Below are 14,506 nucleotides of genomic sequence, written 5' to 3'. Positions count from 1 at the left end.
CTTACGGCGGGCGCCGCCTGCCACCGCCGTTTCACCCCTCGGCTGCTAAACTGCGCGTCTTTCCTGACCGCAGTCCCGTGCCATGCAACTGAGCCTGTTGAAGACCAAGATCCACCGCGCCACCGTCACCCATTCCGAGCTGAACTACGAAGGCTCGATCGCCATCGACGGGCTGCTGCTGGACGCGACCGGCATCCGCGAGTTCGAGCAGGTGCACATCTGGGACGTGACCAATGGCGCGCGTTTCAGCACCTACGCGATCCGCGCCGACGAGGGCAGCGGCATCATCTCGCTCAACGGCGGCGCCGCGCGCCACGTGCAGGTCGGCGACCTGATCATCATCGCCGCCTTCGCCGGCATGAGCGAAGAGGAAGCCGCGCGCTTCCAGCCGACCCTGGTCTACGTGGACGGCAACAATCAGATCACCCACACCAACCACAGCATCCCAAAGCAGGCCGCATGACACAGTCCACCGGTTTCGACGCACTGCATTCCCACGCCCAGCGCCTGCGCGGGGCGCGCCTTCCCGACCTGCTGGCGGCCGAACCCGGCCGTGCCGAGACGTTGGCGCTGCAGGTCGGACCGCTGTACTTCAATTTCGCGCGGCAGAAGTACGACCGCGCCGCGCTCGACGCGCTGCTCGCGCTGGCCGCCGAACACGACCTGGCCGGCGCCTTCCAGCGCCTGTTCCGCGGCGAGACGGTCAACGTCACCGAAGGCCGCGCCGCACTGCACACCGCGCTGCGCGGCGACCTCACCGACGCACCGGTGGCCAGCCAGGCCCACGCCAGCGCGCGCGAGGTGCAGCAGCGCATGCGCGCGCTGATCGACACCTTGGCGCAGACCGAGGTCACCGACATCGTCAGCGTCGGCATCGGCGGTTCCGATCTGGGCCCGCGCCTGGTCGCCGACGCGCTGCGTCCGGTGACCGGCGCGCGCTTCCGCGTGCACTTCGTCTCCAACGTGGACGGCGCGGCGATGCAGCGCACCCTGGCCACGCTGGATCCGGCGCGCACCGCCGGCGTGCTGATTTCCAAGACCTTCGGCACCCAGGAAACCCTGCTCAACGGCCAGATCCTGCGCGACTGGCTGGGCGGCAGCGAGCGCCTGTACGCGGTCAGCGCCAACCCCGAGCGCGCCGCCAAGGCCTTCGACATCGCCGCCAGCCGCGTGCTGCCGATGTGGGACTGGGTCGGCGGCCGCTATTCGCTGTGGTCGGCGGTGGGCTTCCCGATCGCGCTGGCGATCGGCGCCGACGCCTTCGAACAGCTGCTTGAAGGCGCCGCGCAGTTCGACGACCACGCCCTGAATGCGCCGCTGGAGCGCAACGTGGCCGTGCTGCATGGCCTGACCACGCTGTGGAACCGCAACCTGCTCGGCTACGCCACGCAGGCGGTGATGACCTACGACCAGCGCCTGGCGCTGCTGCCGGCCTACCTGCAGCAGCTGGTGATGGAAAGCCTGGGCAAGCGCGTGCGCCTGGACGGCAGCCCGGTCGAGGCCGACACCGTGCCGGTGTGGTGGGGTGGCGCCGGCACCGACGTGCAGCACAGCTTCTTCCAGGCGCTGCACCAGGGCACCAGCATCGTGCCGGCCGATTTCATCGGCTGCATCCGCAGCGACGACCCGTACACGGTCAACCACCAGGCGCTGCTGGCCAACCTGCTGGCGCAGACCGAGGCGCTGGCGAACGGGCAGGGCAGCGACGATCCGGCCCGCGACTACCCGGGCGGCCGCCCGAGCACGCTGATCCTGCTCGACGCGCTGACCCCGCAGGCGCTGGGCGCGCTGATCGCGATGTACGAGCACAGCGTGTACGTGCAGTCGGTGGTCTGGGGCATCAACGCCTTCGACCAGTTCGGCGTCGAACTGGGCAAGCAGCTGGCCAGCCAGTTGCTGCCGGCGCTGCAGGGCCAGTCCACCGAGGTCGCCGATCCGGTGACGCGCGCGGTGCTGGCACGCTTGCAGGGCTGACGCGAAGCGAAGCGCACGGGGCCGTTCGCCGCCGTGCGTCCGCGAGGAACGATGCGGCCTGCGGGCGTTCATCGCAATGGCAATCTCCGGTCCAGGAAGGAAGCAGGGATGATGAAAGCGAAAAGGATGGGGTGTTGGATGTTGCTGCCGGCGATGCTGAGCCTGGGAGCGTGCCAGCGGCAGGCGCCGGAGCAGAATCAGGCCACGGCGGCGCAACCGCTGCGCGTCGTCGAGGTCCGGATCGGCGCGATGCGCGACGGCAGACCCGTGCCGCAGACAAGCGATGCGCCGATCCTGGCCAACGTCGCCCTGCGCGGCGCTGCCCAGGGAGAGGTCCTGAAAGCGCGCTTGCTGGACCTGCGCGATGGTCGCCAGGTCGGGCTGGTGGAGCACGCCATGACCCGCTCCGATCAGATCCAGTCGCTGCGTTTCGACAACGCGGCCGGCTGGCCGCCGGGGCGTTACATGCTGGAGGTGACGCTCGATGGCAAGCTCGCCTCGCAGCAGGACGTCGACGTGATGGAGCCGGTGAGCAGCGCGCCGCGTACGGGCTCCTAGCGCGGCGCGGCGCCCGTACTGGACAGCGCTTGCAGGAACAGCACCAGCTTGTGCTTCTCCTCCGCGGTCAGACTGATCGGTCGATTGCGGGCGAGGTTGCGATAGTAGACCTCGTGTTCCACCGCCGCCGGCAGATCGGCGATGCTGCCGTCGTGCATATAGGGCGCGGTATCGGCGACCGTCCGTAGCGACGGGGTGCGGAAGGCACCCAGATCCTGCGGCGCCCGCGTCACCGCAAAGCGGCCCAGTTCGGCTACGCGCACGTCGGAGAGGATGGAATCGCCCAGGCTCCGGCCTTCGCGTTTCTGTCGCTCCAGTACGTCGAGCAGGGCGGCGACGTTGCCGGCGATCTGGTTGAAACCGATGCCGGCGTGATGGAAGCGCTGATCGCTCGTGGTCGCAGGCGTGCCGTCCAGCCGGTGACAATCGATGCAACCGGCCTTGCCGGAAAAAAGCGCCAATCCCTCGCGTTCGTCCTCGCTCAGCGATGCTTGCGCGCCATGTGTCGTCCGGTACGTCTCGTAGCGCGTGGGCGGTGCCGGCAACGCGCGGACGTAGGCGGCGAGCGCGGCGGCCACGACCTGGATGTCGCCGCCGTCCTCGCCGGAGGCTGCATGCAACAGTGACGCGTAGCGCGGGTCGCGGGCGAGGTGGGCCAGCACGGCCTGCCGATCGGTCAGGCCCATCTCGCGCGGGTTGGTCAATGGTTGCAGGACCGCCTCTTCCAGTGTCGCTGCGCGTCCGTCCCAGAAAAAGTGGGTCATGAATCGGCTGTCGAGCAGGCTGGGCGCGTTGCGTGTGCCGTGTTGGCCGTCCGTCCCGGTCGACACCGCGGCACCGTCGGTATAGGCCAACTCGGCGCGATGGCAACTTGCGCAACTGGTCTTGCCATCCGCGCTGAGCCGCGTGTCGTGGAACAGCGCCTGGCCCAGTGTGATGCGCGCCGCCGCTGTGTCGTGCTGGCCACCACCACACCCAGTCAGCACCAGGACGAGGGCGGCCGACCACAGGCGCATGCAGATGACGATGTGATGACGCCAGTTCCTTGGCATGACGCTGTTGACTCCTGTCCCCACTGTCGGATATCTATATCCAGGCTGAATGCACGAAGCAAGGTCAGCATACGGACAGCCGGCCATCGTGGCCAGTCTTCAGGGATGAGAGCATGGAACGTCGCGGCGCAGGGATGGGCTCGGTCGTGGGTTTGCTGAAGCGGGCGGCGCAGGTGCCCGCGTGCGGTTGGCGGCGCATCGTGGGCAGAACGGTGGCGGTCATGTTGCTGACCCTTCTGGCCTGCACGTCTGGCGCCACCTCCTACGTCTACGACGCGCAGGGGCGTCTGGTCGCGGTCAGCAACGATGCCGGTGCCAGTGCCCGCTATCGCTACGACACGATGGGCAATATCGTCGCCGTCGAACGCGTCTCCAGCGGAACCCTGGCGGTGCTGGGCTTCAGTCCGGGGCGCGGTGCGGCGGGCGATCGCGTGCTGATCCAGGGGCAGGGATTTTCCACCGCTGCGTCCTCCAACAGCGTGGCTTTCAATGGGCAGGCGGCCACGGTGGTGGCTGCCAGCGCACGCGAGTTGACCGTGCTCGTGCCTGCCAACGCCAGTACCGGCCCGATCTCCGTGACCGTGGCTGGGCAGAGCGCGAGCAGTGCGCAGCAGTTCGTGGTCGATGCCAACCTCCGTCAGCCGACCATCACCGGCATATCGCCGTTGATCGCCAGCGCCGGTACGGCGATCACCGTCGACGGACAGAACCTGGTCCCGGTCGCCGGGCAGACCACGGCGAAGCTGGATCGCAAGACCGCGGTGCTGTCGAGCGCCACCGGCACGCGCCTGGTCTTTCCGGTGCCGGGCAGGAGCGGCAGCGGGCCGGTGACCGTGACCACGCCCTACGGCAGCGCCACCAGCAGCCAGGATGTGCTGGTGGTGCCAAGCAGTGTGTCGTCCGTCGGCATCGCCAGCGTCACGCGCCTGACCCTGGACGCCGCCGCGGTCGACGTCGCGGTCGCCAACGCGGGTGGGTCCGCCGCGGTCCTGTTCACCGGCATGGCCGGCGATTACCTCAGCGCGCAATTTCAGTCGCTGGGGTCCACGACGTTGAACTATCTGGTGTTCGGCACCGATAACGTGGAGATCGCCAGTGGACTGGTGAATGCGAACCAGCCCACCCTGCATCTGCCGCGGTTGAAGGTGGGCGGCACTTACCTGTTGCTGCTCACACCCAGTACTTCCTCCGCCAGCTGGAAGATGGGAGTGGAGCATGCCGGGAGGCTTGCGCTGGACGGCGCCGAAACCAGTGTCGCCACGTCGATCGCCGCGCAATCGAAGCGCTACACCTTCCTGGCCCAGGCCGGGAGCAGGCTGGGCCTGGCGTTGACCGAGCAGTCGCCGGTCGGCAGCGGGTGGGGAACAGCTTTGGCGCAGGTCTTCGACGCCGACGGCGTCAATCTCGGCTATCAGTACTGCAATCAGGCCAACAACGGTTGCGCACTGAACATTGCCGCGCCCAGGACCGGCGTGTATCAGGTGCTGCTGACGCCCGGTACGAGCGGCGCACGCACAATGCGCCTGAATCTGTTGCTCTCATCGGATCTGGTGCAGGCGTTGCCGAAGGACCAGGATGTGGTCGTGGAGACACAGCGTAGAGGCCAGAATCTGCGTTTGTCGTTCGAGGCCGCGGCGGGCGAGGCGTTCGCGTTGCAAGTCGCCGGCCAGACCACCGCGCCCGCCGGCCGCGATGTTTACTACCGCGTTTACGCGCCTGATGGCACCAGTGTTGCCTCGATGGCGGTGCGCGCCGCAGGTACCACCTACGTGACGGCGAAGACCAGCGGCACCTATCAGGTGCTGGTGGATCCCGGATTCGGAGAAACCGTGCGGTTGCAGACGCGGCTCAGCACCGGAGACGCAGGTGGTGGCGGTGGTGGGATCGATGGCGCCACCAGCGCATTTGCCACGCAACTGCCGGGCGACAGCGTGTACTTCACCTTTACCGCGACCGCCGGGCAGAGCCTGGGGCTCGGTATCAGCGAGCTGCAGTCCAACGAAAGCGGCCCGCTCAACGTCACGATCTATGACCCTTCAGGCACGCCGATGGCCGGTGCCGCCTGCGAGGTGGCCAACGACGGCTGTGATGTGAATCTGCCGGAACTGGCGGCGGGACGTTATGGCGTTCTGGTCGCCCCTGCCACGACGACGCAGACGATGCGCTTCAAGGCGACCCTGTCCACCGACCTAGCGCTTTCCTTGACGCGGGATGCGGTCAGCCAGGTCGGCATCGGCCGGCGCGGGCAGAACGCAGTGCTGTCATTCCAGGCGGGTGCCGGCGACGCATTGGCACTGCAGGTGTCGGAGCAGACCACGACGCCGACGAACGGCGTGGTGTACTACCGCGTGTACCGGCCCGATGGCACGGCGTTGTCGTCGATGGCGGTGTCTGGCTCGGGCACCCTGACGATGAATACGCCTATCGCCGGGACTTACCGACTGTTCGTGGATCCGCGCTATGGCGCCACCGTGGCCGCCAAGGTGCTGGTGACGACCGGGAGTGCGGGTGGGCTGCAACTTGACGGCAGCAGCGGCGAGTACAGCGCTGCCGCCGGTCAAAGCGTGTTCTTCAGCTTCAGCGCAGCGGCCTCGCAGAACCTGGGATTGGGCATCGGCGATCTGAACCTGAGCAGCGGGACCTACGTCAACGTCAAGATCGCCAATCCCAACGGTTCCACGCTCACGACCGCGACCTGCTATGCCGCCAATGGCTGCGCCTTCAATCTGCTCAACCTCGCCGCGGGCAACTATGGCGTGACCGTGAGTCCGCAATCTGGCTCCCAGAGCATGGCGTTCAAGGCGACCCTATCCACGGAGGTCGCCGGCTTCCTGCAGAGGGATGCATTGAGTTCCGTGAATATCTCGCGCTATGCCCAGAATGCGCGCCTGACGTTCGCCGGGACCGCCGGCGAGAGCCTGGCTTTGCTCGTCGCTGACGCTGCGACCAGCCCGACAGGCCGCGACGTGGTTTATGCGGTGTATCGGCCGAACGGCGCGTTGTGGAAGGACGTGACGGCCAGAGGCAACGTCATTCTGGCCCTGCCCAATCTCCCGGAGACAGGGAGCTATCGGGTGTTCGTCGATCCGGCGGGCGGCGCGTTGTGGTCGGCCCGGTTGAAACTCTCCACGGGACAGGACGGCAATGTCGAACTGGACGGCGCAGGTGGCAGCTACCAGGCGCCCGCAGGGCAGGGCGTGCATTTCTCCATCGACACCCAGGCCGGCCAGAATCTGGGGCTGGGGATCACCGACATCGCGGTGAGTTCGGGCAGTTACTTCAATATCGCCGTCTACAGTCCGAGCGGCACGACCTTGTACAGCGGCAGCTGCTACGCCGAGGACGGATGTTCGTTGCCGCTGAGGAACACCTTGGCGGGACGCTACAGCGTGGTGGCGACACCGACCTCGGCGAGCCAGGCGATCAAGTTCCGCGCAGTGCTGTCGTCCGAGTTGCTGGATCAACTGACTCGCGATCAGCCCTTGCATCTGGCGGCTTCGCGGTATGGACAGATTGCGCGGCTGCGCTTCCAGGCGCAGGCAGGCGAGTCGTTGATGCTGCTGGTCGCGGCGCAGACGACACTACCCGCCGGTCGCGATGTGGTGTATCGCGTGCTACGGCCGGATGGTGCTGTCTGGAAGACGGCGACTATCAAGGTGGGTGATGCCATCAATCTGATTAATATCCCGACGTCTGGCGAGTATGCAATCCAGGTCGAGAGCCGGACAGGAAGCCCGCTGGAAGCGGACATCATCCTGTCCTCGGGCGTCGCGCTGCCGATCGACGGCGCTCCTGCGCATGTCGTGACCCGGTTGCCTGCGCAGTACAAGCACTTTTCTTTCGTCGCCAGTCAGGGGCAGAACCTGGGACTGGGCATCAGCGGCATCCAGGTCGTCGGTCCCGGCGCGCAGCGCGTCGTCGCTACTCTCTACAAGGCCGATGGCAGCACATTGGCAAGCAGTTACTGCGATGTCGAACGTGGCGGCTGCGATTTCGATCTCGCCAATCTGGCGGCAGGTAAGTACGCGCTCTTGATCGGCCAGGGCGACGATCAGGCGGCGACCTATGACGTGACGCTGTCTAGCGATCTGCCCCTGAACCTGCAGCGCGACACGCCGCTGGCCGTTTCCGTTGCCCGGCGCGGACAGAATGCGCGGCTGCGTTTCCAGGGGCAGGCGGGCGACAAACTCGCCGTGCTGGTGCAGAACCAGGCGACCACGCCCGCGGATGGCACCAGCTATTACAGTGTCTACCAGCCGAATGGCACTCTGCTCACGTCCGGATCGACGCGTACCGGTACTGCGATCGGCCTGGGCAGCCTGCCGACCACCGGTCAGTACAGCGTGGTGGTCGATCCGCAGTATGGGCAGACGATCGACACCACGGTCGCCTTGTCCACCGGCACGTCAGTGGCCGTGGACAGCAGTCGCACGTTCGCTGCGGGTCCGCCCGGCGCGGGCATTTTCTTCTGGTTCGATGCGCAGGCCGGGCAAAAGCTCGATTTCGGACTCGATCAGATCGCATTGTCCGGCAGCGGGTTCGGTTGGGTCTATGCGACGTTCTATCGTCCGGATGGCAGCAAGGTCTTCTCCAACACGAATTGCTTCCGTACCTACGGCTGCGGATTCTCCATCGACGCCGCGCAAGCCGGACGCTATGGCGTCGTGGTGCTCCCTTCGACGGAAGACCAGAGCTTCTCCCTGATCGCCTCGGTGTCCAGCACCGTCGTCGGCACCTTGGCTTGGGATGTCCCGCAGTCGATCGCGCTGGACAGGCACGGAAAGACCGCCACGCTGTCCTTCAGCGGCACGGCAGGGCAGGGCGTACTGATGCGGGTGGTCAATCAGACGACCTCGCCGGCCGGCCGGCCGGTGACCTACGCGCTGTACCGGCCGGACGGGCAGTTCTACAGATCGTTCAGCGCAAGCACCGGCAGCAGCGACCTGAGTTTCCCGGCGCTGCCGACGAGCGGCACCTATCGATTGCGGATCGTGCCCGAGGACGGTGTCACCGCGGCGATGGACATCACGTTGGACAGTACACCCTAGAACACCGGCGCGGTTCCGTCGAACGGACGCAGAACGGAAGCAGGCATGGAGCGGAGCGAGCATATGACGTGGTTCAACAGCGCATGGAAAAGCGTGATCCTGGGTGGGCTGCTGGGCGCGCTGGCGTCGACGGCCGCCTCCCAACAGCTGGTCTGGTCGACGGCGGCCATGCCGGCCGTCGGCATTGGCGCTGTTCCTGCAGTGGTCGGGCAGTGGCATGCGACCACATTGGCCGATGGCAGCGAGCTGGCGCTGGCGCCCGACGGGCGCTTTCTGCGCCATCGCGTGCCCGGTCAGCGTGCGCGCGAAATCGCGCTGCCATCGGTACGCATCGATGCCAGCGTCACCTTGCTGCCGAGCGGGCGCGTGCTGGTCTGGGGCGGGCGCGACGCACACGGTCGACTGCAGGACGGCGGCGCGTGGTTCGATCCGGCAAGTGCCTCCGTGCAGCCGGCCACGGGGCTGAGCCTGCGTGCGCGCTATGGGCACACCGCCACGGTACTGACCGATGGTCGCCTCCTGCTCGCCGGCGGCACTGGCGATGGCGCCGGCGCGCAGGTGTGGGACGAGGCCAGCGATCGGGCGATCACCCTGCCTGCGGATCTGCCGGGCGGCGGCGACGCAACCTCGCGCCTGCTTGCCGATGGCCGTGTGGCGTTGCCGGCGTCGCGGAACGCCCAGCGCATCGCCAGCGATGCCGTGTTCGATCCGCTCGCGGGTGCGTTTCTTCCGTATCCGGCCAGCATCGCGGATACGCCAGGCGCGCCACGGCTCGCCGGCAGCGTGCCGGTGCAGGGGGCAGCGGGAGTCGCGCCGACCGCGCGGCTCGCGCTGCGCTTCTCGCGTCCGCTGCACATGCCCACGTTGTCCGCGCGCACCGTCACCCTGGTCGGTCCGGAGGGGCGCGTCGCGGTACGCATCGCGCCTGTGGAGCAGGGGCGTCTGCTGTTCGTGCAGCCGCGTCAGGCGTTGTTCCCGGATTCCCGCTACACCCTGATGGTCGACGGTGCGCGCGGCGCATCGGGCGATGCCGTGCCGCTGATCGCCCTGGATTTCCGCACTGCGGCGTACGACAGCAACGGACAGCCGGTGGTGCACGCAACGGCCGCGCCGGCAGAGGCGGGCGCTGCACCCAGCGTGCAGATGACCGGTGCAGGCACGCCGGCGTCCTGTGCCAATGACGGTGTGCCGTGCCGTGCGCACGGCCTGTTGGTGGACGGCATCTGGTACCCGGGACAGGACAATACCGACAGCCGCTGGCGCATCTATGGTCCTTCGCAGCAGCCCGAACACAACGCGCGCATCGCGCGGATCGCCGCGACCTTCCACGTGACGATGGTGCGCGGGCGTGTAGTGCGTGTGGACCAGCAACCCGTGGCCGGGGTCGAGGTCAGCATCGGCAAGGAGCGCGCGCTTACCGACAAGAACGGCTGGTTCACCCTGTTCGATGTGCCGGCGGGGCACCAGGAACTCTACGTCGACGGCAGCACCGCCAACACCGCCGGCGCCGAATACGGTCAATTCGTCGTCGGCACCGAAGTCGCCGCCGGCCAATTGAACGAACTCGGCTATCTGCTGCATCTGCCACGCATCGCCGCGCGCGACAAGATCCGGATCCCGTCGCCGACCGTCCAGGACATGGTCGTTGGTCACCCGGACATTCCTGGCCTGCAGTTGCGTATTCCCAAGGGCACCGTCGTGCTGGACCGCAAGGGCCGCCTGGTGACCGAACTGGCGATCGTGCCGACGCCGGTCAATCGCGCGCCGTTCCCGGTCACCGAAAACCATCCGATGGCGTTCACGGTCGAGCCGGGCGGCGCGCAGATCCGCGGACTCGACCCCGGCGTCAACAACGGCATCCAGGTCTACTACCCCAACTACGACGGCTACGCCGCGGGTACCCAGGCCAATTTCTGGATGTACGACCCGCGCGATGGCTGGCGCGTCTACGGCAAGGGCACCGTTTCGGCCGACGGCAAGCATTTCGTTCCCGAGCCTGGCGTCGCCTTGCACCAGACCATGGGCGGCATGTACAGCGTGCCCAGCAACGACCCGCCCAGCGAGGCCGGGTTGCCGCCGGATGGGCATTGCTGCGGAACCCCGGGTAGCGGCGGCGTCGCCAATGCGGCCGATCCCATCGACCTGAAGACCGGCGAATTCGTCCATTCGGAAACCGACCTGCAGATCGCCGACGTGACGGCGCTGAGCCTGTCGCGCAGCTACCGTCCCCATGACATGAAGCAGCGCGAGTTCGGCATCGGCACCGCGTCCAACTGGGGCTACTACCTGCACAACCCCGGGGGCACCTACGATTCGCTCGATCTGGTGCTGCCGACTGGCGCTTATATCCGCTTCGATCGGGCCTCCGGTTCCGGCCCGCGTGGCGAGTGGCGCCAAGCCGGTTCGACCACGCAGTATGCGGGCGCCGTGCTGCAGTCGGTCTACGATCCGGACCCGTTGCAGCCCTGGGGCCGCGGCTTCCGCATCACCCTGCGCGACGGCAGCCGCATGCAGTTCTCCAGCTACATGGACACCCGCCTGCGCTGGCTGGAAGACCGCTACGGCAACCGCACCACGCTGCTCTACGACGCGGGTCTGGTCGCGCGCATCGTCTCTCCCAGCGGGCGCTACATTGGCCTGGAGTACGACACCCGCAATCGCGTTGCAGCGGCGACCGACAACGCCGGCAACCGCTGGACCTATGCCTACGACAGCAATGGCTTGCTTGCCACGGTGGGGTTCCCCGATGGCGGCAGCAAGGCGTATGCCTACCAGACCAGAAGCCAGAACAACGCACTCGCGCAGCATCGGATGCAGTCCATCACCGACGCGCGCGGCAAGCGCGTCCTGCTCAACGAGTTCGAGGTCGTTAACGGCGTGTCCACCGGCAGGGTCGTCAAGCAGACCCAGGCCGATGGCGGCGTCTTCGTCATCGACTATGCGCACGTCGATGGCGGCACCACTGGCGTGCTCGTCACCAGTCCGGACGGCAGCAAACGCCGCGTCGTATTCGACGGCAACAGCGCCTACCCGAAGACCGACATCCTGGCCTACGGCACCGACAAGCAACAGACGTACAGCTTCGAGCGCAACGCCTACGGGCAGGTCACCGCCAGTATCGACCCGCTCGGCCGTCGCACCGAGTATCGCTACGACGCGGGCGGGCGACCGCTGCAGGTCACGCTGCTGGCGGGCACCACTCAGGCGCGCGTGTCCAGCCTCAGCTACACCAGCGACGGTGACCTGCAATCGGCCACGGATCCGCTGGGGCGGGTTACGCGCCTGGACTACGGCGCCAACCGCTGCCTGACCGCGGTCACCGACCCTGGCGGCCGCACGGCGCGCTTCGCCTGCGATGGCGCGGGCCTGCCGTTGAGCGCGACCAATGCGATCGGCCAGACGATCGCCTTCCAGTACGCTGGCTACGATCTGGCCGGCATGGTCGATCCATTGGGACGCAGCACGCGCTTCCAGTACGACGGCCTGGGGCGGGTGACCGGCAGCCGCGACGATCAGGGCAACGTCACGCGCCAGGAATACGATGCGCTGGGCCGGGTCAGCAAGGCCTACGATGCCGCTGGCAATGTGACCGAGTTCGGCTACGACAAGAACGGCAACGTCGTGGCGATCCTGCTGCCGCACGGCAACGGCATCACCTACACCTACGACGAGCGCAACCGTCCGCTGACCCGTACCGACGCGCTGGGCCAGTCCGAGACCTGGACCTACGACACCATGGACCGTGTCGCCAGCTATAGCGACCGCAAGGGCCAGAAGAAGACCTTCACCTACGACGTGCTCGGGCGCCTGTCGGTGGTCACCGAGGCCGACGGGCGCACCCAGACCTTCACCTACGACGCCGGTAACCGCCGTGTCGCGCTGGTCGATTCGGCAGCGGGCACCCTGAGCTGGGACTACGACCTGTTCGACCAGGTCATCAAGGCCATCAGCCCGCAAGGCAACATCGTCTACGAATACGATGCGGCGGGCCGCCGTACCAAGATGATCGCGGCCAACCAGGCGGCACTGGAATACCGCTACGACACCGTCGACCGTCTGCGCATCTTGCTGCAGGGAAGCGAGACCGTGACGTTCGATTACGACGCCGCCGATCGCCTCACCGAGACCACGCTGCCCAACGGAGTCAAGACCGGGTACGCCTACAACACCGCTAACCAGACCACTGGCATCGCCTGGCTCAAGCCGGACGGCACGGCCCTGGGCGAGATCGGCTATGGCTACGACCAACTGGGCCGGCTGGTGGCGCAGACCGGCAGCTTCGCCCCGCAGGCGCTGCCGGCGGCCCGCAGCGGCAGCTTCGACGACAACAACCGGCAAACCCAGGCAGATGGCCAGACGCTCAGCTACGACGTCAACGGCAACCTGCTCTCCGATGGCGTACGCACCTACGTCTGGAACGCACGCGACCAATTGGTCGAGATCAAACAGGGAACGGCGAGCATTGCCAGCTTCGGTTACGACCCGCTTGGCCGGAGAGTGAGCAAGACCGAAGGCGGACAGACGATCAGCTATCTGTACGATGGACTGGATGCGGTGCAGGAAACCCAGGGCGGCACCGTCAACCCGATCCTGACCGGGCTTGGCATCGATGAGCGCTATGCGCGAAACGAAGCCAGCGGACGTGCGTACTTCCTGAGCGATGCGCTTGGCAGCACCCGTGCACTCACCAACGCCAGCGGTTCCTTGATCCAGCGCTACGACTACACGCCTTACGGACAGACCAGCCAGGCCAACACGGCAACCAGCAATCCCTATCAGTACACGGGGCGGGAGCGGGATGCGAGTGGGCTTTATTACTACCGCGCGCGGTATTACTCCCCAGATTTAGGGAGATTCTCTAGCGAAGACTGGATTGGACTGGCTGGAGGGATAAACCTATATGCTTATGTAAATGGTGATCCTCTTTCGTTGATCGATCCTCTCGGGTTCTCTGGCCAGCCAGGTAAGAAAAGTTTCCCTAGCTTTAAAGATCTCTGGCTTAATTATCCAAAAGCGCAGAACGGCAGGCCAGCTCATCCGAGTGTTGACCCATATCCAAATCAGTGTGCTATAAGGCTGGGAAGTGCAGCCCAGAGAGCAGGCATGGATCTTTCTAGTTATCCAAAAATAAACAGAACGACAGATGGTTTTCCTAGATCGGCAAAAAATTTTGCTGATTGGTTAATACAAAATTATGGTCGTCCGGAAGTTATCTCAAATCAAGATTTTGAAAAGCGAGAGAATTGGTATAGGGCAAAAGGAATTATTTATCAACCAGGTGAGCCTGGGCAGGCTGATCATATAGATCTTTTTATGGGTGGTTATACCGGGTCTGGCTACTATAGAGGTGTGGAAGTATGGTACTGGCACATAGATTGATTCTTGGTTATTTGTTTTCTTGTCTTTCATTGCAATATGCGCATGCCACGTCGGTGGAAGATGTGTTGAAGTGCCTTTCAAAAAAAAGGGAATGGGTTTTTTCGGAGGTAAAGCTTGAATCATTACCTGAGAAAAGTCCTGAAGGATTCTCTCCTGTCTATGGCATTAGAATTTATGGCAATCAGGTCTGGGTTTCAACCTATAATTCAGACTATTTTAAAGCGAGCCTGTTGAAGCGCGGTAGTGATGTATTTGAGTTGGCGGGATTGCGTTTTTTATATAGCCCCTCTTACTTCAAAGGGGATGGTTTTTCCATGCTTGTTAAGGATTATGAGAAAGGACGATTTAAATTTGAAATTTCTGCGAGTGATGTGTGTGATGGAAAGAGGTTTAAGTTGAACTCGTACAGGCGGATTGATGGGGGCGGGTGGGCTGATGATGGGTTCATTATTTTCAATGGGCGCGATTGATGATGGTTTTTTTTGAGTTTCTAAA

General features: G+C 65.3%; 7 protein-coding genes. 6 read left to right on the top strand and 1 reads right to left on the bottom strand.

All coding sequences use genetic code 11. The annotated features are described in order from the left end of the window. The first annotated feature begins 82 nt into the window (after positions 1 to 82). From panD to AC1PMG_RS11975, 3 genes are all read left to right on the top strand, one after another. Positions 83 to 463 carry an aspartate 1-decarboxylase gene (panD, locus tag AC1PMG_RS11985; RefSeq protein ID WP_019802071.1) on the top strand — a complete coding sequence of 127 codons (381 nt, stop codon included), beginning with the start codon at positions 83 to 85 and terminating at the stop codon, positions 461 to 463. After that, entirely contained in the window at positions 460 to 1,974 is a 1,515-nt protein-coding gene (pgi, locus tag AC1PMG_RS11980; RefSeq protein ID WP_481109033.1) for a glucose-6-phosphate isomerase, read from the top strand. Before panD ends, pgi begins: the two co-directional genes overlap by 4 nt. 138 nt (positions 1,975 to 2,112) lie before the next feature. Further along, positions 2,113 to 2,532 (top strand): hypothetical protein, encoded by a 420-nt coding sequence (locus tag AC1PMG_RS11975; protein WP_481109032.1) that lies wholly within the window; start codon positions 2,113 to 2,115, stop codon positions 2,530 to 2,532. Here AC1PMG_RS11975 and AC1PMG_RS11970 read toward each other — a convergent pair. Beyond that, the gene (locus AC1PMG_RS11970; RefSeq protein ID WP_481109031.1) at positions 2,529 to 3,584 is read right to left on the bottom strand and encodes a cytochrome-c peroxidase; all 1,056 of its coding nucleotides are present in this window, start codon (positions 3,582 to 3,584) and stop codon (positions 2,529 to 2,531) included. The genes AC1PMG_RS11975 and AC1PMG_RS11970 overlap by 4 nt on opposite strands. A 113-nt stretch (positions 3,585 to 3,697) precedes the next feature. Between AC1PMG_RS11970 and AC1PMG_RS11965 the strand changes: the two genes are divergently transcribed. The 3 genes from AC1PMG_RS11965 (at position 3,698) to AC1PMG_RS11955 (ending at position 14,481) form a co-directional block, all read left to right on the top strand. After that, positions 3,698 to 8,632 (top strand): IPT/TIG domain-containing protein, encoded by a 4,935-nt coding sequence (locus AC1PMG_RS11965; protein WP_481109030.1) that lies wholly within the window; start codon positions 3,698 to 3,700, stop codon positions 8,630 to 8,632. Between the two features lie 63 nt (positions 8,633 to 8,695). After that, on the top strand, positions 8,696 to 14,011 hold the full coding sequence (locus AC1PMG_RS11960; RefSeq protein ID WP_481109029.1) for a T6SS effector amidase Tae4 family protein: 5,316 nt from the start codon (positions 8,696 to 8,698) through the stop codon (positions 14,009 to 14,011). Beyond that, positions 13,990 to 14,481, top strand: coding sequence for a hypothetical protein (locus tag AC1PMG_RS11955; RefSeq protein WP_481109028.1), 492 nt, complete (start codon positions 13,990 to 13,992; stop codon positions 14,479 to 14,481). The genes AC1PMG_RS11960 and AC1PMG_RS11955 overlap by 22 nt, the downstream gene beginning before the upstream one ends. Positions 14,482 to 14,506: the final 25 nt, after the last annotated feature.

Source organism: Xanthomonas sp. NCPPB 2250, from assembly GCF_056725265.1.
The sequence above is the reverse complement of the archived record's forward strand: the minus strand, read 5'-3'. Positions and strand labels throughout refer to the sequence as shown.

What these genes read in the sequence shown, in the direction of transcription:
- panD (WP_019802071.1), top strand. Translation starts at nt 83, where the DNA reads ATGCAACTGAGCCTGTTGAAGACCAAGATCCACCGCGCCACCGTCACC.
- pgi (WP_481109033.1), top strand. Translation starts at nt 460, where the DNA reads ATGACACAGTCCACCGGTTTCGACGCACTGCATTCCCACGCCCAGCGC.
- AC1PMG_RS11975 (WP_481109032.1), top strand. Translation starts at nt 2,113, where the DNA reads ATGTTGCTGCCGGCGATGCTGAGCCTGGGAGCGTGCCAGCGGCAGGCG.
- AC1PMG_RS11970 (WP_481109031.1), bottom strand. Translation starts at nt 3,584, where the DNA reads ATGCCAAGGAACTGGCGTCATCACATCGTCATCTGCATGCGCCTGTGG.
- AC1PMG_RS11965 (WP_481109030.1), top strand. Translation starts at nt 3,698, where the DNA reads ATGGAACGTCGCGGCGCAGGGATGGGCTCGGTCGTGGGTTTGCTGAAG.
- AC1PMG_RS11960 (WP_481109029.1), top strand. Translation starts at nt 8,696, where the DNA reads ATGACGTGGTTCAACAGCGCATGGAAAAGCGTGATCCTGGGTGGGCTG.
- AC1PMG_RS11955 (WP_481109028.1), top strand. Translation starts at nt 13,990, where the DNA reads ATGGTACTGGCACATAGATTGATTCTTGGTTATTTGTTTTCTTGTCTT.